The following is a 21,455-nucleotide window of genomic DNA, read 5'->3' as shown; positions in this document are numbered from 1 at the left end:
GATCAGCCTTTGTTCCTGCTGTTGCCGGCGTAGTAGCGACTACTATCGATCAGGTCAGCGAATGCCCGAGTATTCAGGGCAGCGGGCAGGGGCGCTGATTAACAAAAGATAACGTGGTGTCGATTGTCAGACGTTTCCAAAGCCCGATAGGATAGCCCGCAGCCAAAGGGGCTCTAGATTGCAGGTTTCAGGACGATCAACATGATCGATCCAGCCTCCACAACCCCTGCAAGGCGCCCTGAAAGGTTGAATGACCTGACAATAATAATGGGGGAATGGTCTATGAGTGAGCCTGTCATGGGTGTGGTGGTTGGCCGCCCGCCGGCGTTGCGCACCTTTGCGTCGCTGGCTGCAGCGCTCTCGTTGTTGGGTGTCGTGACGCTGTCGACACCGCTTCTGGCCGCCGATGCCGCGGCCACCGTCTACTCCATCGAATCGCCCAAGGCGGCGAAAAGCCTGATGCTCGATGTGGTCCACGCCGGCAAGCGCCTGGTGGCCGTGGGCGATCGCGGGCATATCCTCTATTCCGATGACCAGGGCCGCACCTGGCAACAGGCCAAGGTGCCGACCCGACAACTGCTCACTGCGGTGTATTTCGTCGATGAGCAGCACGGCTGGGCGGTGGGCCACGATGCCCAGGTGCTGGCCAGTACCGACGGCGGCGTCACCTGGGTGCAGCAGTTCCAGGACCTCAAGCGAGAAGCGCCGCTGCTGGACGTGTGGTTCAAGGACACCCAGACCGGCTACGCCGTGGGGGCCTACGGCGCCTTGCTGGAAACCACCGATGCGGGCCAGCACTGGGAGGACGTCGGCGACCGCCTGGACAACCCCGATCAGTTCCACCTCAACGCCATCACCCAGGTCAAGGATTCCGGGCTGTTTATCGTCGGCGAGCAGGGCAGCATGTTCCGCTCGGCCGATGACGGGCAGACCTGGGAACGCCTGGAGGGGCCTTATGAAGGCTCGCTGTTCGGCGCCATCGGCACCGGCCAAGCGGCCACGCTGCTGGTCTATGGCCTGCGCGGCAACCTCTACCGCTCCACGGATTTCGGCAGCACCTGGGAGCAGGTACAGCTCAACGCCGCCCGCGGCGCCCTGGAGTTCGGCCTGTCTGGCGCCAGCCTGCTGGACGACGGCTCGCTGGTGATAGTCGGCAACGGTGGCAGCGTGATCCGCAGCACCGACCACGGCCAGAGCTTCAGCGTGTTCAACCGCGCAGACCGTATCTCGCTGTCGGCAGTGACCGCTGCCGGCGACGGCCAATTGATCCTGGCCGGGCAGGGCGGGGTGCGCATCGCCACCGCCAGCGGCGCTGAACTCGGCCAGTAGGCCGGGCACATAATAAGAAGGTGGGGAATTCCATGAGCAGTCATCACCAGGACAAGGCGACCTTTCTCGAACGCCTGATTTTCAACAACCGCCCGGCAGTGATCTTTATCTGCCTGCTGGTCAGCGCTTTCCTGTTCTGGCAGGCAATCCTGATCCGCCCCTCCACCAGTTTCGAAAAGATGATTCCGCTCAAGCACCCGTTCATCGAGCGGATGATGGAGCACCGCAATGACCTGGCCAACCTGGGCAACACCGTGCGCATCTCGGTGGAGGCCAAGGACGGCGACATCTTCACCCAGGAGTACATGGAGACGCTGCGGCAGATCCATGACGAGGTGTTCTACATCTCCGGCGTCGATCGCTCCGGGCTCAAGTCGCTGTGGAGCCCCAGCGTGCGCTGGACCGAGGTCACCGAGGAAGGTTTTGCCGGCGGCGAGGTGATTCCCCAGAGCTACAACGGCTCCGCCGAGAGCCTCGACAAGCTGCGCAACAACGTGCTCAAGTCCGGCCAGGTCGGGCGCCTGGTGGCCAACGACTTCAAGTCCAGCATCATCGATATCCCGCTGCTGGAGTCCTACCCGGACCCGCAGGACCAAGGCAAGCTGCTGGCCCTGGACTACCAGAAGTTCTCCCACCAGCTGGAGGAGAAGATCCGCGACAAGTTCGAGGCGCAGAACCCCAATGTGAAGATCCACATCGTTGGTTTCGCCAAGAAGGTCGGCGACCTGATCGATGGCCTGATCATGGTGGTGATGTTCTTCGGCGTGGCCTTCATCATCACCCTGGTGCTGCTGTACTGGTTCACCTGGTGCATCCGCAGCACCATCGCGGTGCTGATCACCACCCTGGTGGCGGTGGTCTGGCAGCTGGGCCTGATGCACGCCTTCGGCTTCGGCCTGGACCCGTACTCGATGCTGGTGCCGTTCCTGATCTTCGCCATCGGCATTTCCCACGGGGTGCAGAAGATCAACGGCATCGCCCTGCAATCCAGTGATGCCGACAACGCCCTGACCGCGGCGCGGCGCACGTTCCGCCAGCTGTTCCTGCCCGGGATGATCGCCATCCTCGCCGACGCCGTGGGCTTCATCACCTTGCTGATCATCGATATCGGGGTGATCCGCGAGCTGGCCATTGGTGCCTCCATCGGTGTGGCGGTGATCGTCTTCACCAACCTGATCCTGCTGCCGGTGGCGATTTCCTACGTCGGCATCAGCAAGCGCGCCGTCGAGCGCAGTAAGAAGGACGCAGCCCGCGAGCATCCGTTCTGGCGCCTGCTGTCGAATTTCGCCAGCCCCAAGGTGGCGCCGGTGTCCATTGCCCTGGCCCTGGTGGCCTTCGGTGGCGGCCTCTGGTACAGCCAGAACCTGAAGATCGGCGACCTCGACCAGGGCGCTCCGGAGCTGCGCCCCGACTCGCGCTACAACAAGGACAACAACTTCATCATCAGCAACTACTCCACCAGTTCCGATGTGCTGGTGGTGATGGTCAAGACCGCCGCCGAAGGCTGCTCGCGCTACGAGGCCATGGCACCAATCGACGAGCTGATGTGGAAGATGCAGAACACCGAGGGCGTGCAGTCGGCGATCTCCCTGGTGACCGTGTCCAAGCAGATGATCAAGGGCATGAACGAGGGCAACCTGAAATGGGAAACCCTGTCGCGCAACCCCGATGTGCTGAACAACTCCATCGCCCGCGCCGATGGCCTGTACAACAACAACTGCTCGCTGGCACCGGTGCTGGTGTTCCTCAACGACCACAAGGCCGCGACCCTGGACCGCGCCGTGCATGCGGCGCAGGAGTTCGCCAAGGAGCACAACAAGGACGGCCTGGAATTCATCCTGGCCGCCGGTAACGCCGGGATCGAGGCGGCCACCAACGAGGTGATCAAGCAGTCCGAGCTGATCATCCTGATCCTGGTGTACATCTGCGTGGCGGCCATGTGCATGATCACCTTCCGTTCCTGGGCGGCGACCCTGTGCATCGTCCTGCCGCTGGTGCTGACCTCGGTGCTGGGCAACGCGCTGATGGCCTTCATGGGCATCGGGGTCAAGGTCGCGACCCTGCCAGTGGTGGCGCTGGGGGTGGGCATCGGCGTGGACTACGGGATCTACATCTACAGCCGCCTGGAAAGCTTCCTGCGTGCCGGCCTGCCGCTGCAGGAGGCCTACTACCAGACCCTACGCTCCACCGGCAAGGCGGTGCTGTTCACCGGCCTGTGCCTGGCCATCGGCGTATGCACCTGGATCTTCTCGGCCATCAAGTTCCAGGCCGACATGGGCCTGATGCTGACCTTTATGCTGCTGTGGAACATGTTCGGCGCCCTGTGGCTGCTGCCGGCCCTGGCGCGGTTCCTGATCAAGCCGGAAAAACTCGCGGGGCAGAAGGGCAACTCGCTGTTCGCCCACTGATCCGGCAACGCCAGTGAACAAGGCCGCCACCTTCGGGTTGCGGCTTTTTTCATGCGCGGACGGTCTTGCAGATGAGTGCCCGGCCCCGTCCTCGCAAGCCCCACCCTGGCCAGTGCAATACTGGCCCAACCGGTTGCCGCCAATCAGCTATGATTGCGCCTTTCCACTGATGATGGCTCGCCATGACCGCTGTAACCGATACCTTGCTCACCGCCCTGCAAGCCTGCGACATGCTGGAGATCGACGGCCTCCACGCCTTCGATTTCAGCCTCGACGAGCAGGGGCTGCTGATCGAATGCATGGACGGCCGCGCCGCCAAGCGCTGGACCTTCAGCCTGGCCCAGGTGCAGGCCGCGAGCTTCGACCCGGCATTGCAAAGCTGGACCCTGGAAGGCGATTCCGGTGAGCACCGCCTGGTGTGCATGAGCGCTTTCAGTGCCCGCGATGAAGAGGAGAGTGAGCATGAAGATGCGTAATTTCTGGCCGCTGCTGATGGCCGGCAGCGTTGGCGCCATGGCGGTGCAGGCCGCGCCGGCGGACACCCATGAAATCCTCGTGGGTTCCTACACCCAGGGCCAGAGCCAGGGCCTGTACCGGTTGCACTTCAACGAGCGCACCGGGCAGATCGACCCCAAGCCGCTGCAGGTGGTGAAAAGCTCCAACCCGTCCTGGCTGACCCTGTCCAAGGACATGAAATTCGTCTTTGCGGTGAACGAGAACAGCCCGGGTCAGAGCGACCCTATCGGCCGCGTCAGCAGCTACAGCCTGGCGCCCAAGACCCACCAGTTGAGCCTGATCAACCAGGTGCAGAGCCTGGGCAACGAGCCGACCCATTCCAGCCTCAGCGCCGATGGCAGCTACCTGTTCGTCAGCAACTACTCGGTGGATGCCGAGCCTGGCGGCAGCCTGGCGGTGTTGCCGGTGAATGCCGACGGGCGCCTGGCGCCGGTGGTGCAGATCAGCAGCCACCCGGGCAGCGGGGCGGATGCCGAGCGGCAGAAATCGTCCCACGTGCATTCCTCGGTGTCGTCGCCGGACGGCCAGTTCCTGTTCGTCAACGACCTGGGGGCGGACAAGATCTTCGTCTACCGCTACGACCCCAAGGCCAGCCCGGAGCGTCCGCTGGTGCCGGCCGATCCAGCCTTCGTCCAGCTGCCGGCAGGTAGCGGCCCGCGCCACCTGCTGTTCAGCGCCGATGGCAAGCACGCCTACCTGACCCTGGAGATGACTGCCCAGGTAGCGGTCTTCGACTACCAGGACGGCAAGTTGACCCAGCGCCAGCTGCTGGACCTGGCGGCCAATGGCGCCAAGGAGAAGAAGGCCGCCGCCGCGCTGCACGCCTCCAAGGACGGCCAGTACCTCTATGTGAGCAACCGTGGCACCGCCAACCAGCTGCTGGTGTACGCCATCGACCCGAGCAATGGCCAGCTCAAGGAGATCCAGCGCCGTTCGGTGGAAGGCGATCACCCGCGGGAGTTCAGCCTGGACCCGAGCAACCGCTATGTGTTGATCGGCAACCAGAAGAGCAACGAGATCGTGGTGATCGAGCGTGACGCTAAGACCGGTTTCCTGGGCAAGACTGTGCAGAAACTGCCCTTCGATGCCCCCAGCGATATCAAGTTCCTGGTGCGTCAATAAGCCACAGGCCCCGTTGTTCGGGGCCTGAGTGGTTGTATTAATCAGGCTGATATTGGCTACTGGTGCAAAGCATTTTTGCCCGCCAACCCTCGGGAGTAAGTTTGCTTCAAGGCCCACACGGGCAAGCAAGCCAACTGAATCCGAGGGTTATACCGATGAACTTCAATCTCTTCTCCGTGATCGCCGCTTCCGCCATTTCCGCCAGTGTGGTACTGCCTGCCAGCGCCCAGGTGGAAATCAGCCAGAAGAAATCCGCCACCAACAGCTACACCGAGAAATACCTGCAGCAAAGCGCCCACTTCTATGCGGTGCTGGATCACAAGAGCCACGGTTGATTGGGTGGGTTTGCGCCTTGGCTGGCTAGCCAGCTGGCGTGTCCCGCGCAAAATCTGGGTTGCCCTTTAGCCACAGAAAGTTGCCCTTCTGTGGCGAGGGAGCTTGCTCCCGCTCGGGCGCGCAGCGGCCGCGAAACCTGAACCGGCAATCCACCTGACAGACCATGGATTCAGGCTTCGGGAAGGCGATGCCTTCCAGCGCGAGCAAGCTCGCTCGCCACTGGGTTTTTATGACCATTTGTGGCTGGCAGCGCTTACCTAGAGCTTTGCACGGTAAAAAGACTCTAGTAGCCTGCTGAACAAACTTCGCGCCTGGCCCTCAACATATGTTCCCTTCCGACATCGAAGAATGGCTCCAATCTAACTCTTCCTCTGGCTATAGAGCACATTTGCTAGCTCACCAAGCTGACGTCTCGTTTTACGTCACCACGTTGGAAATCGAGGGTACTGAGCTAGCCGATCTTTATTTTCGTCACGGCGCAATGCCTGTTCGGGGATGGTATGAGTTGATCGAAATAGATCAGGTTGAGCAGATGACTACCTACGCGATCAACGAGCTTGGAGTACCCGTTGGTTATCTGGCTCTTACCGGAGTAGTAGGGCAAGGCATCGTGCTCTACAACCGCTCATCCCAAGCTGTGTTTGATGTAGAGTTCGGTCAGTTCGACCTTCTTCAAAAGGGCGAATTAGCACCTATCGCAACTACCTTTAGTGGCTACCTCCTGTGGTGTCGTGACCGCGATCAGGACGGCTAAAGCAATGGGGAGCGGAAATAGTTTTTCGTCCGCTTCTGGCCGATAACAGCCACTTATAAAAGATCTATTCCCCTCCATATCCCGCCCCAATAAAACCCTCCGCGCCACCCAGCAGCGCGGAGCGCAAGGCGTCAGGCCTGCAGTCGCCAGCCCATCACACCCAGCAGGTCGCAACTGTCTCGCAACAGAATTGCCGCTACGTTGGAGATAGGTTGCAGGTCGGTATTGTTTGCATTCTTCAGCCCTGCGCGCGCGAGGCTTTCCAGCAGTTGGGTCACTGCCAGCAGCCGAGCGGCTAACCCGGCGTCCTGCCGGGTTAGCCACGGATCAATGCCTGCGTGCGGCCATCGTGGTTGGCGGGGCCTTGAAGATCAAAATCAAAAGCCAGAGCCAGAGCAAACTTTGGTCTGGCGGCCTCGTCCTCCGATGGCCGGGCGGCGTTCCGCTTGCCAGCGAAGGCGTCAGCCGGATCAATGCATGGCTTACGGGCCCCTTCGCTGGCAAGCCAGCTCCTACGCCCCCCGCACTATCAGCGGCGCCATCGATGACGCAAATGGGTGGGGTGTTTGCGACGCAATCCACACCCCAGGCAAATTTTGCTTGGTAGTGTCACATGGCCATGTGTTTAAATTTGACGCTGAATTATTGACTCTTTCCCGAGCAAGGATCGAAAGCATGCTGACGCGTCTGGCTGTGGTTCTGCTGTTGCTCTATTCCAGCCCCATCCTGTCTTCTGCGCCGCCGGTAGACGGCGAGCCGGAGACGTCCCGCGAGCGTCTGACCAGCCTGTTGCAGGACTGATCGACCAACGCCGGAAAGCGGCGGGCCCCATTATTGGGGCCCGCTTGCTTGCGTTCAGTCGCGGGTCGAGCGGCGCTTGACCAGCTTCATCACCACCACAAAGAATACCGGTACAAAGACCACCGCCAGGGTGGCGGTGATCATGCCACCGATCACCCCGGTGCCGATGGCTTGCTGGCTGGCGGAACTGGCGCCGGTGGCGATGGCCAGGGGTACCACGCCGAGGATGAAGGCCAGCGAGGTCATGACGATGGGCCGCAGGCGCAGGCGCGCGGCCTGGACGGTGGCGTCCAGCAGGTCGTGGCCCTCGTCGTACAGGCTCTTGGCGAACTCGATGATCAGGATCGCGTTCTTCGCCGACAGGCCGATGATGGTGATCAACCCCACCTTGAAGAACACGTCGTTGGGCATGCCCCGCAGGCTCACCGCCAGTACCGCACCCAATACCCCCAGCGGCACCACCAGCAGCACCGAGGTGGGAATCGACCAGCTCTCGTAGAGCGCCGCCAGGCACAGGAACACGATCAGCAGCGACAGCACCAGCAGCAGTGGCGCCTGGCTGCCGGACAGGCGTTCCTGCAGCGACAGGCCGGTCCATTCCAGGCCCAGCCCGGCTGGCAGTTGCGCCACCAGGCGTTCGATTTCCTGCATGGCCTCGCCGGTGCTGTGGCCCGGTGCCGGCTCGCCGGAAACCGCGATCGCCGGGTAACCGTTGTAGCGGGTCAGTTGCGCCGGCCCGAGCTTCCAGCTGGCGCGGACAAAGGCCGACAGCGGCACCATCTTGCCTTCGTGGTTGCGCAGGTGCAGGCGCAGCAGGTCCTCGACCTGGCTGCGCTGGCCGCCTTCGGCCTGGATCACCACGCGCTGCATCCGTCCCTGGTTGGGGAAGTCGTTGATATAGGCCGAGCCCAGGGAGGTGGACAGCAGGCTGCTGATATCGGCAAAGGACACGCCCAGGGCATTGGCCTGCTTGCGGTCGATTTCCAGCTGCACCTGCGGCGCTTCGGCCAGGGCGCTTTCCCGCACATTGGCCAGCACCGGGCTCTTTTCCGCGGCCGCAAGCAGCTCGGTGCGGGCTTGCATCAATGCCGCATGGCCGACCCCGCCACGGTCCTGCAGGCGGAATTCGAAACCGCTGGAGGTGCCCAGGCCGTCGATCGGCGGCGGCAGGATGGCGTACGCCACTGCATCCTTGATCGAGCCGAAGGCGCCGTTGGCGCGCTCGGCAATGGCCATGGCCGAGTCCTTGGCACTGCGTTGCGACCAGTCCTTGAGGGTGGTGAAGGCCAGTGCCGCGTTCTGCCCGCTGCCGGAGAAGCTGAAGCCGAGAATCACCGTGCTGTCGCCCACCCCCGGTTCGCTGGCGTTGTGCGCCTCGATCTGCTCCACCACCTTGATCGTGCGATTCTGGCTGGCGCCGGGCGGCAGCTGGATATCGGTGATGGTGTAGCCCTGGTCTTCCACTGGCAGGAAGGAGGAGGGCAGGCGGCTGAACAGCAGCCCCATGATCACCAGCAACGCGGCGTAGATCAGCAAGTAGCGACCACTGCGCTTCAGCGCATAGCTCACACCGTTCTGGTAGCGGTCGCTGAGGCGTTCGAAACGCCGGTTGAACCAGCCGAAGAAACCGCCGCGCTCGTGGTGCTCGCCCTTGGCGATGGGCTTGAGCAGGGTGGCGCACAGGGCCGGGGTCAGGGTCAGGGCAAGGAACGCCGAGAACAGGATCGAGGTGGCCATGGACAGCGAGAACTGCTGGTAGATCACCCCCACGGAGCCGGGCATGAAGGCCATGGGAATGAACACCGCCACCAGCACCAGGGTGATGCCGATGATCGCTCCGGTGATCTGCTGCATCGCCTTGCGCGTGGCTTCCTTGGGCGGCAGGCCTTCCTCGGCCATGATCCGCTCGACGTTCTCCACCACCACGATGGCGTCGTCCACCAGGATGCCGATGGCCAGCACCATGCCGAACATGGTCAGTACGTTGATCGAGAACCCCAGGGCCAGCATGGTGGCGAAGGTGCCCATCAGCGCCACCGGCACCACCAGGGTCGGAATCAGGGTGTAGCGGATGTTCTGCAGGAACAGGAACATCACCAGGAACACCAGCACCATGGCTTCGGCCAGGGTGTAGATCACCTTGGTGATCGACACCTTGACGAAGGGCGAGGTGTCGTAGGGGATCTTGTAGTCCACCCCCGCCGGGAAGTAGCGCGACAGCTCGTCCATCTTGGCGCGGATCAGGGTCGCGGTATTCAGCGCGTTGGCCCCGGGCGACAACTGCACACCCACCGCGGTGGACGGCTTGCCGTTGAGGCGGGTGCCGAACTGGTATTCCTGGCTGCCGACTTCCACCCGCGCCACATCGCCGATGCGCACGGTGGAGCCGTCGGGGTTGGCCCGCAGCACAATGTCGGCGAACTCTTCGGGGCTGCTCAGCTGGCCCTTGACCAGGATGGTCGCGGTGATTTCCTGGCTGCCCGGGTTGGGCAGGTCGCCGATGCTGCCGGCCGGCACCTGGACGTTCTGCGCCGCCACCGCGGCGTTCACATCGGCCGGGGTCAGGTTGAAACCGATCAGCTTCTGCGGGTCGAGCCAGATCCGCATGGCGCGCTCGGCACCATACAGCTGGGCCTTGCCGACGCCGTCCAGGCGGCGGATCTCGTTCATCACGTTGCGCGCCAGGTAGTCGCTCAGCGCCACTTCATTGAGCCGGCCATCGTTGGAGGTCAGGGTGATCAGCAAGAGGAAGCCGGCGGACACTTTCTCCACCTGCAGGCCCTGCTGGGTCACGGCCTGGGGCAGGCGCGGCTCCACCGCCTTGAGGCGGTTCTGCACATCCACCTGGGCCAGCTCCGGGTTGGTGCCCGGCTGGAAGGTGGCGGTGATGGTGGCGCTGCCCAGGCTGCTCTGGGATGAAAAGTACAGCAGGTGGTCGGCGCCGTTGAGCTCCTGCTCGATCAGGCTTACCACCGATTCATCCAGGGTTTGTGCCGAAGCGCCCGGGTACGCCGCGTAGATCTCGATCTGCGGCGGGGCGACGTTGGGGTACTGGGCCACCGGCAACTGGGGAATCGCCAGGGCGCCACCGAGCAGGATGAAGAACGCGACGACCCAGGCAAATACCGGGCGGTCGATAAAGAATTGCGGCATGGCGAACTACCTACTGGCCGGAATGCTGAGCGAGCGGAAGGGGGCTGGTGTCGATGGTCACCGGCTCGCCGGGACGGGCGTGCTGCACGCCTTCGACTATCACCCGATCACCGGGCTTGAGCCCATCGGTGACAATCCAGCGATCGTTTTGCGCCCCGCCCAGTTGTACCGGGTGCTGCACCACGCGGTTCTCGGCGTCCACCAGCAACACCTGGGCGATACCCGCGCCATCACGCTGGATGGCCCGCTGCGGCACGCTGATGCCCTGGCGATTGACCGCCTGCTCCAGGCGCACGCGGACGAAGCTGCCGGGCAGCAAATCGAGGTCGGGGTTGGGGAACTCGCTGCGCAGGATGATCTGCCCGGTGCTCGGGTCGACGCTGATATCGGTGAACAGCAGCTTGCCCGGCAAGGCGTAGGGGCTGCCGTCGTCCTGGATCAGGGTGGCCCGGGCCTGGTCCTTGCCCACCTGCTGCAATTGCCCGGCACGCAGGGCGCGGCGCAGTTCGTTGAGCTCGCGGGTGGACTGGGTGAGGTCGGCGTGGATCGGGTTCAACTGCTGGATCAGCGCCAGCGGCGTGCTTTCGTTCTGCCCCACCAGGGCGCCCTCGGTAACCAGGGCGCGGCCGACCCGGCCGGAAATCGGCGCGGTCACGGTGGCGTAGCCAAGGTTGAGGCGGGCGCGCTGCACCGCCGCCTGGTTGGCGGCCACTTCGGCATCGGCCTGGCGTGTGGCGGCGCGGGCGTTGTCGTACTCCTGGCCGCTGATGGCCTGGTCGGCGATCAGCTTGGCGTAGCGCTGCTCCTGCAGGCGCGCCTGGAAGGCACTGGCCTCGGCCTTGCGCAGGCTGGCCAGGGCGCTGTCCAGATCGGCCTTGAAGGGCGCCGGATCGATGCGGAACAGCACGTCGCCCTGCTTGACGTCGGAGCCTTCGCGGTAGGTGCGCTGCAGCACCACCCCGGCCACCCGCGCCCGCACTTCGGCGACCCGCGGCGCGGCGATGCGCCCGCTCAACTCGCTGGTGATGGACAGGGCCTGGGTCTGCACCGTCTCGATGCGTACCTGGGGGGCCGCGGGTGCCTGTTCGCCTTCGCTCTTGCTGCAGGCGCTCAGTGCCGCCGCCAGGATCGTCAGGCAGAGTGGCGCGAGGAGATTATTCAAAATGCTGATACCTCAATAATGACCCCGGCATGCTAAGGGCATGGTCCAGGGCTCGCTGTGAAGCTGTGTAGGCGCTGTGTGAAAAAGTGTGAAGCGGGCGCGCCGGCGTTGTCAGGGTTGTATATCCTTGGCGGCCTTGCCGGTGTCGACCCCTGTGGTGTTAATAACGCCGGCGCTGGCTATTTCTTCAATAAAGATTGCGTCCCATGCCCAATATTCTCCTTGTCGAAGACGACACCGCGCTTTCCGAGCTGATTGCCAGCTACCTGGAGCGCAACGGCTATCAGGTCAGCGTGATCAGTCGCGGCGACCAGGTGCGGGAGCGGGCCAAGGCCAGCCCGCCGGACCTGGTGATTCTCGACCTGATGCTGCCGGGCCTCGACGGCCTGCAAGTCTGCCGTTTGTTGCGTGCCGATTCGGCGAGTTTGCCGATCCTGATGCTGACCGCCCGCGATGATAGCCACGATCAGGTGCTGGGTCTGGAAATGGGCGCCGACGATTATGTGACAAAACCCTGCGAGCCGCGGGTACTGCTGGCCCGGGTGCGCACCCTGTTGCGCCGCAGCAGCCTCAGCGAACCGCAGAGCGCCAGCGACCAGATCCTCATGGGCAACCTGTGCATCGACCTGTCGGAGCGCACCGTGACCTGGCGCGAGCAGTTGGTGGAGCTCTCCAGTGGCGAATACAACCTGCTGGTGGTGCTGGCCCGGCATGCCGGCGAAGTGCTGAGCCGCGACCAGATCCTGCAGCGCCTGCGGGGCATTGAGTTCAACGGCACCGACCGCTCGGTGGACGTGGCCATCTCCAAGCTGCGGCGCAAGTTCGACGATCACGCCGGCGAGGCGCGCAAGATCAAGACCGTATGGGGCAAGGGCTACCTGTTCAGCCGTTCCGAGTGGGAATGCTGATGCCATGCTGCGGATTCTGCTACGGCTGTACCTGATCACCATCGTTGCCTTCAGCGCCGCGATCTACCTGATTCCGGACCTGGTGATCAAGGTCTTCCACGAGCGTTTCTTCAACTACAACCTGGAGCAGTCCCGAGGCTTGCAAAGCCTGCTGGTCAAGCAGTTCCACGGGGTGCCACAGGCGCAGTGGCCGGCCCTGGCCAAGGAGCTGGACGGTGAATTCCAACCCTTGCAGGTGGCCCTGGTGGCCATCGACGACGGCGAATTCAGCGACTATGAACGCGAGCGCCTGCAGCGCGGCGAGAAGGTGGTGCGGGTCGGCGACTGGGGCTGGCGCACCCTGGCGGTATCGCCGCTGAACCGGCAACTGGCGGTGAAGCTGGTGGTGCCCCCGGACCCGCTGGACGTCAACCTGCTGTACTGGAGCATCAACGTACTGATCGTGGCGGTGCTGCTGGCCTGCCTGCTGCTCTGGGTACGTCCGCACTGGCGTGATCTGGAACGCTTGAAAGGCACCGCCGAGCGCTTCGGCAAGGGCCACCTGGGGGAGCGTACGCAACTGCCTGCTCGTTCCAATATCGGCAGCCTGGCCCATGTCTTCGACACCATGGCCGGGGATATCGAGAAGCTCCTGAACCAGCAGCGCGACCTGCTCAATGCCGTGTCCCATGAATTACGCACGCCCCTGACCCGGCTCGACTTCGGCCTGGCCCTGGTGCTTTCCGACGACTTGCCGGCGGCCAGCCGCGAACGCCTGCAAGGCCTGGTGGCGCATATCCGCGAGCTCGACGAACTGGTGCTGGAGCTGCTGTCCTACAGCCGCCTGCAGAACCCCGCCAGCCTGCCGGAGCAGATCGAAGTGGCCCTGGACGAATTCATCGACAGCATCCTCGGCAGCCTCGATGACGAGCTGGAATCGGAGCTGGTGATCGATGTGCTGCTGCACGGCACCCTGGAGCGCTTCACCCTGGACCCACGGCTGACCGCGCGGGCCCTGCAGAACCTGCTGCGCAACGCCACTCGCTATTGCGAGAAACGCATTCAGGTGGGTGTGCTGGTCAGCGACCAGGGCTGCGAGATCTGGGTCGACGATGACGGCATCGGCATCCCCGACGATGAGCGCGAGCGGGTGTTCGAGCCGTTCTATCGCCTGGACCGCAGCCGCGACCGCGCCACCGGCGGCTTCGGCCTGGGCCTGGCCATCAGCCGTCGGGCCCTGCAAGCCCAGGGCGGCAGCCTGACGGTGGAAGCCTCGCCCCTGGGCGGTGCGCGCTTTCGCCTGAGCTTGCCGGCACCGGCCTGAGCCACCGCGCCTTCGCCCCGTAGGAGCCGGCTTGCCGGCGAAGAGGCCGGCAAACCCGGTACACAACCCTGGGCCCCATACCCTGGCAAACCGGCCCCTGCGGTGCGGTACCGGCCAGTCCCGTTTTTGGCCAATGCGCTGCCTTACGGCGCGGCGTCGGCGCTTGTTATAGTTCGGGCCTTATTTTTTCGCCCAGCCAAGGATCGTTGCCATGTCCGAATACCAAGCCTTTCGCGTCGAACTCGCCGACAACATCGCCCATGTGCAGATCAACCGTCCGGACAAGATCAATGCCATGAACGCCGCGTTCTGGAGCGAGATCGTCGAGATCTTTCGCTGGATCGATGACAACGACGCGGTGCGGGTGGTGGTGCTCAGCGGCGCCGGCAAGCATTTCTCCTCGGGCATCGACCTGATGCTGCTCGCCGGCGTGGCCAACGAACTGGGCAAGGACGTGGGCCGCAACGCGCGCCTGCTGCGACGCAAGATCCTCGAGCTACAAGCCTCGTTCAACGCCGTGGACAACTGCCGCAAGCCGGTGCTGGCGGCGATCCAGGGCTACTGCCTGGGCGGCGCCATCGACCTGATCAGCGCCTGCGACATGCGCTACGCCGCCGAGGACGCGCAATTCTCGATCAAGGAAATCGATATCGGCATGGCCGCGGATGTCGGCACACTGCAACGTTTGCCGCGTATCATCGGCGACGGCATCTTGCGCGAGCTGGCCTACACTGGGCGCACCTTCGGTGCCGAGGAAGCGCGCAGCATCGGCCTGGTCAATCGCACCTACAGCGATGCTTCCAGCCTGCTGGACGGGGTGATGGAGATTGCCCGGGAAATTGCCGCCAAGTCGCCGATCGCGGTCAGCGGTACCAAGGAAATGCTCAGCTACATGCGTGACCATCGGATCGACGATGGCCTGGAATACGTCGCCACCTGGAACGCCTCCATGCTGCAGTGCAACGACCTGCGCGTGGCCATCGCCGCCCACATGAGCAAACAGAAACCCCAATTCCTGGATTGAGTGAAGATGATTGCACGCTGGACCACCGCAGTACTGGATACCGAACTTGCCGGCGGCTGGGCCGTGGCCCGCGGCCCGGACGGTTTTCTCTATGACGACAATGGCGCGCTGTTTCCCCGGCACTGGCTCAAGGGCCAGGACCTGCCGCTGCTGGCCGAGCATGGCATTGGCCACCTCGATGGCGAGCCGGTGTACCTGCTGGAGCTGAGCGGCCGCGCCGAGGTGTCGGGCTGCGGCTGGAAAGGCCTGCGGGCCTTTATGCTGGAAGGCGATCACACCCTGTACAAGGTCCTGGGCTACGCCGCGCAGATCGGCACCTGGGCCCGGGAGCATCGTTTCTGCGGCAGTTGCGGCCGAGCCATGGCCCAGGTGCCGGGGGAACGCGCAATGTACTGCGAGCCCTGCGACCTGCGGGCCTATCCGCGCATCTCACCGAGCATGATCGTGTTGGTGACCCGCGGCGACGAGGTGCTCCTGGCCCGCTCGCCACGCTTTGTCAGCGGGGTCTACAGCACCCTGGCGGGCTTTGCCGAGCCCGGGGAGTCGGCGGAAGATTGCCTGATTCGCGAAGTGCGTGAAGAGGTGAGCATCGAGGTCGGCAATATCCAGTACGTGGGCAGCCAGTGCTGGCCGTTCCCCCATTCGATGATGCTGGGCTTCCACGCCGAGTACGTCGGCGGCGAGATCGTCCCCCAGGAGGACGAGATCGAGGATGCCCAGTGGTTCAACATCCATGCGCTGCCGCCGCTGCCGGCCTCGCGCTCGATCGCCCGTTACCTGATCGACCTCTATGTGGCGCGGCGCTTAGGCCACACTGAACCAGTGCTGCCAGGCTAGGCGCACGGTCAGCCCCAGCACCACGGTGATAAACACCGGGCGAATGAACTTGGCCCCACCGCTGATGGCGGTGCGGGCACCGAAAAAGGCCCCGACCATCACCGACAGGCCCATGCTCAGGCCGATGATCCAGTCCACCTGCCCGGAGAACACGAACACCGACAGCGCCGCGATATTGCTGACGAAGTTCATGCTGCGGGCCACGCCGCTGGCCTTCACCAGGTCGATGGGGTAGAGCAGCAGGCTGCTCACGGTCCAGAACGCCCCGGTGCCCGGCCCGGCCACGCCGTCGTAGAACCCCAGGCTGAAGCCCTGGGTCGATTGCCACTTCTTCTTGATCGGTGCGTCGCTGTCCAGCGGCGCCTTGGGCGTGCCGCCGAACAGCAGGTACAGGCCGCAGGCGAAGACGATCACCGGGAGCATCTTGTTCAGCCATTCCGCCGGCAGGTAATGGGCGACTATGGCGCCGGTCAGGGCCCCCACCAGGGTGCCGACAATGGCGTGCACCCACTGCCGCGGGTGGAACAGCTTGCGTCGGTAGAAGGTGAAGCTGGCGGTGGCCGAACCGAAGGTTGAGCTCAGCTTGTTGGTGCCCAGCACCAGGTGCGGTGGCAGCCCGGCAGTGAGCAGCGCCGGGGTGGTGAGCAGACCGCCACCGCCGGCAATGGCGTCGATGAATCCGGCGATAAAGGCCACGAGGGCGAGAATGGCGAGGGTGGTCAGGTCAACGCTGAGTTCGAAAGGCATGGATTCGGCTTATATCGGCGGGAGGCGAGAAGGGGGCTGCGCGAAAGACCGACATCTTAAAGCTGCAAGCCGCAAGCTCCAAGGGGTAGTGCGGGCGCTTTCGCTGGCAAGCCAGTTCCCAAGGGGCACGGGAGCGCAGATTGCGTAGGAGCCGGCTTGCCGGCGAAGAGGCCCGCAAGCCTTGCGCGGGACTTGCGCACGCCTTCGCTGGCAAGCGGAACGCCGCCCGGCCAGCTCCTACAGGGGCTTACAGGCCCAGATCGCTGAGGCTCGGGTGATCATCCGGGCGGCGGCCCAGGGGCCAATGGAACTTGCGCTCGCTGGCCTGGATCGGCATGTCGTTGATGCAGGCGAAACGTCGGGCCATCAGGCCCTGCTCGTCGAACTCCCAGTTCTCGTTGCCGTAGGAGCGGAACCAGTTGCCCGAGTCGTCGTGCCATTCATAGGCGTAGCGCACGGCGATGCGATTGTCGGTAAAGGCCCAGAGTTCCTTGATCAGGCGGTACTCCAGCTCCCTGGCCCATTTGCGCGCCAGAAAGGCCTTGGCTTCCTGGCGGTTGTGGGCGAACTCGGCGCGGTTGCGCCATTGGGTGTCCAGGGTATAGGCCAGGGAGACCCGCTCCGGGTCCCGGGAGTTCCAGCCGTCTTCGGCCAGGCGGATTTTCTCGATCGCCGACTCACGGGTAAAAGGTGGAAGGGGCGGGCGCAGTTGGGCTTCAGATGACATGTTCTGTCTCCAATGAAAGTTGCTGTTTTAACAATCAAGTTGCGCTTGTTTAAAACAATCAGAGGTCCAATAACTTCCGCGCCATGCATTGCGCATTATCAGCAGCACTGTGATCGCCCATGACAAGGGCAACGGTGATGGCGCCATCGATCAGGATCAGCAGTTGCGCTGCCAATGCCTTCGGGTGTTGCACGCCATGTTCCTGGCAAAGCTCGCACAGGTAGTCGAGCAGTTGCTGTTTATGGTATTTCGCCAGCAGGCGCACCGGGTCTTGCGGGTCGCCGGTTTCGCCGCTGGTGTTGATAAAGGCGCAGCCACGAAAGCCCTCGGAGGCAAACCAGCCCTTGAGCACGCTGAATACCGCCAGCAAGCGCTGGGCCGGGTCGGGGGCGCGGTTCACCTCGCTCTTGAACCAGTGCATCCAGCGCTGGTCGCGGCGTTCCAGGGCCGCCACCACCAACTCGTCCTTGTTATTGAAATAGCGATAGACGCTCTTTCTCGAGACCCCGGCGGTTTTCACCAACAGATCCATGCCGGTGGCGGCAATGCCACTTCGATAGATCAGTTTCTCGGTGACGTCGAGGATGATGTCGCGGGTTTCTGAGTTCATGTTTTCGTTCATGTGGCAAAGAGTAGAACGATCGTTCTCCTTGGTCAAATAAAATCTTCTCTTGGTGGCTTGGCCGACGGTAGGGGGGGATGCCGGGGCGTTATCGGCAGTCGGCTCCTGTGGATTGGCCAGCCGTGACCTTATATACGCCAGACAGGGGACTCGGGCCGGTGCTTGGTGTAAGCTCTTGCGCTCTTTGGATCTGAGCCACCGCGAGCCCTATGCCGTTGCTTTTCAAACGCTCCCTGCTGCCCAAGCTGCGCAGCTTCCCCCTGGCCGCCGAGGCCTTCACCACCCTGTGTGGCGCCGCGCAATTTCGGCGCACCCTGCTGGAGCAGATCGCCCAGGCCACACGGCGCATCTATATCGTTGCGCTGTACCTGCAACAGGATGAAGCCGGCCAGGAAATCCTCGATGCCCTGCATGCCGCCAAGGCCGCGCGCCCGGAGCTGGAAATCGTCGTGGTGGTGGACTGGCTGCGGGCCCAGCGTGGCCTGATTGGCGCCGGCAAGCAGCCGGGCAACTCGGCCTGGTACCAGGCCATGACCCGCAGCCACGCCACCCAGGTGCCGATCTATGGCGTGCCGGTGCAGACCCGGGAGCTGTTCGGGGTGCTGCACCTCAAGGGTTTCATCATCGACGATTGCGTGCTCTACAGCGGCGCCAGCCTGAACAACGTGTACCTGCACAAGTTCGACAAGTACCGCTTCGATCGCTACCACCTGCTGCACAACCGGGCCCTGGCCGACTCCATGCATCACCTGGTGCAACATGGCCTGGTGGAGTCGCGGGCGGTGCACCGCCTGGACCTGCCGAACCTGCCCCGCACCCGCAGCTTGCGCAACGATATCGGCGACCTGCGCAGCCGCCTCAAGCACGCCACCTACGACACCACCGCCGGCAGCCTGGACAAGAGCGGGCTGTCGGTGAGCCCGTTGCTCGGAGTGGGCAAGGGCAACCCACTGAACCGGGTGATCTGCGAGCTGATTGCCGGTGCCCAGCGGCAACTGACCATTTGCACCCCGTATTTCAACCTGCCGCTGGCGGTGACCCGGGAGGTCAACCGGGCCCTGGAGCGCGGGGTGAAGATCGATATCATCGTCGGCGACAAGACCGCCAACGACTTCTATATCCCGCCCAGTGAGCCGTTCAAGGTCATCGCGGCCCTGCCTTACCTGTACGAGATCAGCCTGCGGCGCTTTGCCAAGCGCCATCAGGCGCAGATCGACCGTGGCCTGTTGAACCTGCACCTGTGGCGCGACGGCGACAACAGCTACCACCTCAAGGGCCTGTGGATCGACGAGCGCTACACCTTGCTCACCGGCAACAACCTCAACCCGCGGGCCTTCCGCCTGGACCTGGAGAACGCCCTGTTGCTGGACGATCCCAAGGGCGAGTTGCTGGCGGCGCGAGAGGTCGAGCAGAGCGAGATCTACCGCCATACCCGGCGCATCGAGCACTTCCAGAACCTCGACAGCCTGGTGGACTACCCGGCGGCGGTGGGCAAGTTCCTGCGTCGGGTCAGCCGCGTGCGCATCGAGCGTTTGCTCTACCGCATTCTCTGACGTCGCCCAGCTGCCAGGCCCCAAGGCCTGGCACGGCGCAGGCGGGCTGGGGCTACAGGGCCCGGGGTTTGGGCCAGAGCCCCACCAGTACCAGCAGCAGCGCCGCCAGCACATAGGGCAGGCGCGGTTCCACGGCGTAGATCAGGGTGCTGGCCAGGGGGCCGACCACCACCCCCAGGGCCTGGGCCGCACCCAGGCTGCCTGCCGTGGCACCTTGCTCCGAGGCGTTTACGGCATTCGCCGCCAGGGCCGAGAAGGACGGAAACACCCCACCCATGCCCACCGCCGAGACAAAGTAGCCCAGCCACAGGCTCCAGGTGCTGTCGGCCAGCGCGGCGATGGCAAAGCCCAGGGCCGACAGCAGCGCGCCGTAGCGAATCATGCGCAACGGCGGCCATTCCAGGTGGCGCACCACCAACTGCGCAGCGATCAGCGCCACCCCGACCATGGCCAGGGCCACGCCGGCGGCCTGGGCGGCGTCGGCGCCATTGAGCTGCAGGCGGTCCAGGGCGAAGAAGCTCACGGTGATCTGCGCCAGCGATACGCAGAGCATGGCGACAAAGGCCACCACCATGGGCCGCAGCAAGCGTGGGTCGTCAAGGGCGACTCGGCTTGGGCTGTGGTTCAGGTGCAGTTCTTCCCGCGGCAGCTTATGACGCAGCACCAACAACGCCAGCAATGGCAGCAGCGCCATGGCGTAGAACGGCAGGCTCAGGCTGTAGCGCGCCAGCAGCGCCGCCAGCGCCGGCCCCACCACCAGGCCCACGGCATTGGCCGCGCCGAGGGTGGCCATGGCCCGGGCCCGGTGCTGCGGTTCGACATGGTCGGCGATCAGGGCCGAACCGCCTACCGGTATCGCGGCGTAGAAGGCGCCGATCAGCCCGCGACCCAGTAGCAGGCCGACAAAGGCCAGGGTGACGCTGGGCAGGGTCTGCAGTGACAGGTCGATAAACAAGCACAGGGCCCAGTAGGCCAGGGTGAAGCCGGCGGTGCCCAGCAGCAGGATGCGGCGCCGGCCGAAGCGGTCGCAGGCCCGGCCCCAGGGCCGCGCGAGAAACATCCAGACCACCCCGGACAGGGTCACCGCCACTCCGGCGTGCCAGGTTTCCAGGTGCAGCACCCGGGCAATCGGACCGATCAGTGAAACGAAGGTCATCATCGCCATGGTGCAGGCCACATAGGCGGCCATCAGCGGCAACAGCGAGAAGGGTTTGGCAGCCAGCGGCGTGGCGGCAGCAGTGGGGCGGGACATAAAGGGTCTTCCATGAAAGCGACTGGGCTGTGACGTGTTACCGGGATAACGGGTCACGGCCCAGCAATCGGCCGATCAGTTCAGGCCCAGCTTGCCGCGCAGGGTGGAGAGGTCTTCGGCCAGGGTGTTGACCGGGCCCACCAGGGCCTTGCGGTCGTTGTCCTTGACCTTGTCGTAGGTCACGAAGCCGCCGTCCGCGGTCTTGTACTTGGTGAGGATCTTGTTCACCGAGGCGAAGTTCTTGTCGACCTTGGCGACGAAGGCTTTGTCCTGCTTCTCGAGCTGCGTACGGAACAGGTCGACGATTTTCTTGGCGCCGTCGATATTGCCCTGGAAGTCATAGAGGTCGGTGTGGCTGTAGCGGTCTTCCTCGCCGGAGACCTTGGTCGCGGCCACTTCTTCCAGCAGCGCGGCGGCGCCCCCCACGACTTTTTCCGGGGGGAAGGTCAGGCCGGCAACCCGAGCCTGCAGGTCCTTGACGTCCTTGTTCAGGCCGTCGGCCAGCTCACCCAGGCCCTCGGTGCTGTTTTCCGAGAACAGCGAGTATTCCAGGCGGTGGAAACCGGTGAAGTCTTCGGCCTTGACGCCTTTCTCATGGTCGTTGACCCGTGAGTCGATGGAGGCGTCGAGGTCACTGAAGAGCTCGGCAATCGGCTCGATCGACTCGTAGTAGACCCGGGTCGGCGCGTAGAGCTGCTTGGCGGTGGCCAGGTCACCCTTTTTCACCGCGTCGGTGAACTGCTGGGTGTGGCTGGCCAATTCATCGAGCTGGCCGGTGACGTAGATCTTGTAGTCGGAGATCGGCCCCACCAGTTCCAGGGGCGCGGTGGCGGCCAAGGCCGACAGCGGAGCGTGGAGCAAGCCAAGGGTCAGCAACACAGCGAGAGGCGACTTTTTCATG

The 21,455-nt window shown here is 63.9% G+C and carries 20 protein-coding genes; 12 read left to right on the top strand and 8 right to left on the bottom strand.

Translation table 11 applies throughout. The features are described from left to right. Positions 1–282: 282 nt before the first annotated feature. The 6 genes from J4P02_RS02500 (at position 283) to J4P02_RS02475 (ending at position 6,465) form a co-directional block, all read left to right on the top strand. The gene (locus tag J4P02_RS02500; RefSeq protein WP_426187433.1) at positions 283–1,329 is read left to right on the top strand and encodes a WD40/YVTN/BNR-like repeat-containing protein; all 1,047 of its coding nucleotides are present in this window, start codon (positions 283–285) and stop codon (positions 1,327–1,329) included. Positions 1,330–1,361: 32 nt separating this feature from the next. After that, positions 1,362–3,737 carry an efflux RND transporter permease subunit gene (locus J4P02_RS02495; RefSeq protein WP_426187431.1) on the top strand — a complete coding sequence of 792 codons (2,376 nt, stop codon included), beginning with the start codon at positions 1,362–1,364 and terminating at the stop codon, positions 3,735–3,737. 182 nt (positions 3,738–3,919) lie between these two features. Continuing rightward, positions 3,920–4,213, top strand: a complete 294-nt coding sequence (locus J4P02_RS02490) for a DUF5629 family protein (RefSeq protein ID WP_426187429.1) — start codon at positions 3,920–3,922, stop codon at positions 4,211–4,213. Then, on the top strand, positions 4,200–5,375 hold the full coding sequence (locus tag J4P02_RS02485; protein WP_426187427.1) for a lactonase family protein: 1,176 nt from the start codon (positions 4,200–4,202) through the stop codon (positions 5,373–5,375). Before J4P02_RS02490 ends, J4P02_RS02485 begins: the two co-directional genes overlap by 14 nt. Positions 5,376–5,530: 155 nt before the next feature. Further along, positions 5,531–5,710, top strand: a complete 180-nt coding sequence (locus J4P02_RS02480) for a hypothetical protein (protein WP_426187425.1) — start codon at positions 5,531–5,533, stop codon at positions 5,708–5,710. A gap of 326 nt (positions 5,711–6,036) precedes the next feature. Then, on the top strand, positions 6,037–6,465 hold the full coding sequence (locus J4P02_RS02475) for a hypothetical protein (RefSeq protein ID WP_426187423.1): 429 nt from the start codon (positions 6,037–6,039) through the stop codon (positions 6,463–6,465). 131 nt (positions 6,466–6,596) lie between these two features. Here the strand turns inward: J4P02_RS02475 and J4P02_RS02470 are convergent, their stop codons facing one another. Beyond that, positions 6,597–6,743, bottom strand: a complete 147-nt coding sequence (locus J4P02_RS02470; RefSeq protein WP_426187421.1) for a hypothetical protein — start codon at positions 6,741–6,743, stop codon at positions 6,597–6,599. Positions 6,744–7,140: 397 nt separating this feature from the next. Between J4P02_RS02470 and J4P02_RS02465 the strand changes: the two genes are divergently transcribed. Then, complete coding sequence (locus J4P02_RS02465; RefSeq protein WP_426187419.1) at positions 7,141–7,266, top strand: hypothetical protein; 126 nt, start codon at positions 7,141–7,143, stop codon at positions 7,264–7,266. 54 nt (positions 7,267–7,320) lie between these two features. Here the strand turns inward: J4P02_RS02465 and J4P02_RS02460 are convergent, their stop codons facing one another. Together J4P02_RS02460 and J4P02_RS02455 are read right to left on the bottom strand one after the other, a co-directional pair. Continuing rightward, positions 7,321–10,419 (bottom strand): multidrug efflux RND transporter permease subunit, encoded by a 3,099-nt coding sequence (locus J4P02_RS02460; protein WP_426187417.1) that lies wholly within the window; start codon positions 10,417–10,419, stop codon positions 7,321–7,323. A 10-nt stretch (positions 10,420–10,429) separates the two neighbouring features. Next, positions 10,430–11,584, bottom strand: coding sequence for an efflux RND transporter periplasmic adaptor subunit (locus J4P02_RS02455; RefSeq protein ID WP_426187711.1), 1,155 nt, complete (start codon positions 11,582–11,584; stop codon positions 10,430–10,432). A 203-nt stretch (positions 11,585–11,787) separates the two neighbouring features. On the opposite strand from J4P02_RS02455, the gene J4P02_RS02450 reads away from it, so the two are divergent. The 4 genes from J4P02_RS02450 (at position 11,788) to nudC (ending at position 15,653) form a co-directional block, all read left to right on the top strand. Next, complete coding sequence (locus J4P02_RS02450; RefSeq protein WP_426187415.1) at positions 11,788–12,489, top strand: response regulator; 702 nt, start codon at positions 11,788–11,790, stop codon at positions 12,487–12,489. Positions 12,490–12,493: 4 nt separating this feature from the next. Beyond that, positions 12,494–13,792 (top strand): ATP-binding protein, encoded by a 1,299-nt coding sequence (locus J4P02_RS02445; protein ID WP_426187413.1) that lies wholly within the window; start codon positions 12,494–12,496, stop codon positions 13,790–13,792. A 211-nt stretch (positions 13,793–14,003) separates the two neighbouring features. Beyond that, positions 14,004–14,816, top strand: coding sequence for a crotonase/enoyl-CoA hydratase family protein (locus J4P02_RS02440; protein WP_426187411.1), 813 nt, complete (start codon positions 14,004–14,006; stop codon positions 14,814–14,816). Positions 14,817–14,822: 6 nt separating this feature from the next. Beyond that, positions 14,823–15,653 (top strand): NAD(+) diphosphatase, encoded by an 831-nt coding sequence (gene nudC / locus J4P02_RS02435; RefSeq protein WP_426187409.1) that lies wholly within the window; start codon positions 14,823–14,825, stop codon positions 15,651–15,653. Here the strand turns inward: nudC and J4P02_RS02430 are convergent. The 3 genes from J4P02_RS02430 to J4P02_RS02420 form a co-directional block, all read right to left on the bottom strand. Continuing rightward, the gene (locus J4P02_RS02430) at positions 15,621–16,400 is read right to left on the bottom strand and encodes a TSUP family transporter (RefSeq protein WP_103302453.1); all 780 of its coding nucleotides are present in this window, start codon (positions 16,398–16,400) and stop codon (positions 15,621–15,623) included. The two genes, nudC and J4P02_RS02430, sit on opposite strands and share 33 nt — an antisense overlap. A 247-nt stretch (positions 16,401–16,647) precedes the next feature. Further along, positions 16,648–17,127, bottom strand: coding sequence for a DUF1348 family protein (locus J4P02_RS02425; protein ID WP_426187407.1), 480 nt, complete (start codon positions 17,125–17,127; stop codon positions 16,648–16,650). Between the two features lie 58 nt (positions 17,128–17,185). Continuing rightward, positions 17,186–17,749, bottom strand: a complete 564-nt coding sequence (locus J4P02_RS02420) for a TetR/AcrR family transcriptional regulator (RefSeq protein WP_426187405.1) — start codon at positions 17,747–17,749, stop codon at positions 17,186–17,188. 209 nt (positions 17,750–17,958) lie between these two features. On the opposite strand from J4P02_RS02420, the gene pssA reads away from it, so the two are divergent. Further along, on the top strand, positions 17,959–19,302 hold the full coding sequence (pssA, locus tag J4P02_RS02415) for a CDP-diacylglycerol--serine O-phosphatidyltransferase (protein WP_426187403.1): 1,344 nt from the start codon (positions 17,959–17,961) through the stop codon (positions 19,300–19,302). Positions 19,303–19,354: 52 nt separating this feature from the next. Here pssA and J4P02_RS02410 read toward each other — a convergent pair whose 3' ends face one another. Beyond that, on the bottom strand, positions 19,355–20,554 hold the full coding sequence (locus tag J4P02_RS02410) for an MFS transporter (RefSeq protein WP_426187401.1): 1,200 nt from the start codon (positions 20,552–20,554) through the stop codon (positions 19,355–19,357). Between the two features lie 75 nt (positions 20,555–20,629). Beyond that, positions 20,630–21,454, bottom strand: coding sequence for an iron uptake system protein EfeO (efeO, locus tag J4P02_RS02405; RefSeq protein ID WP_426187399.1), 825 nt, complete (start codon positions 21,452–21,454; stop codon positions 20,630–20,632). Position 21,455: the final 1 nt, after the last annotated feature.

It is taken from the genome of Pseudomonas sp. NFXW11, from assembly GCF_049887815.1.
Lineage (GTDB): Bacteria > Pseudomonadota > Gammaproteobacteria > Pseudomonadales > Pseudomonadaceae > Aquipseudomonas.
This window is presented reverse-complemented; position numbering and strand designations above follow the sequence as displayed.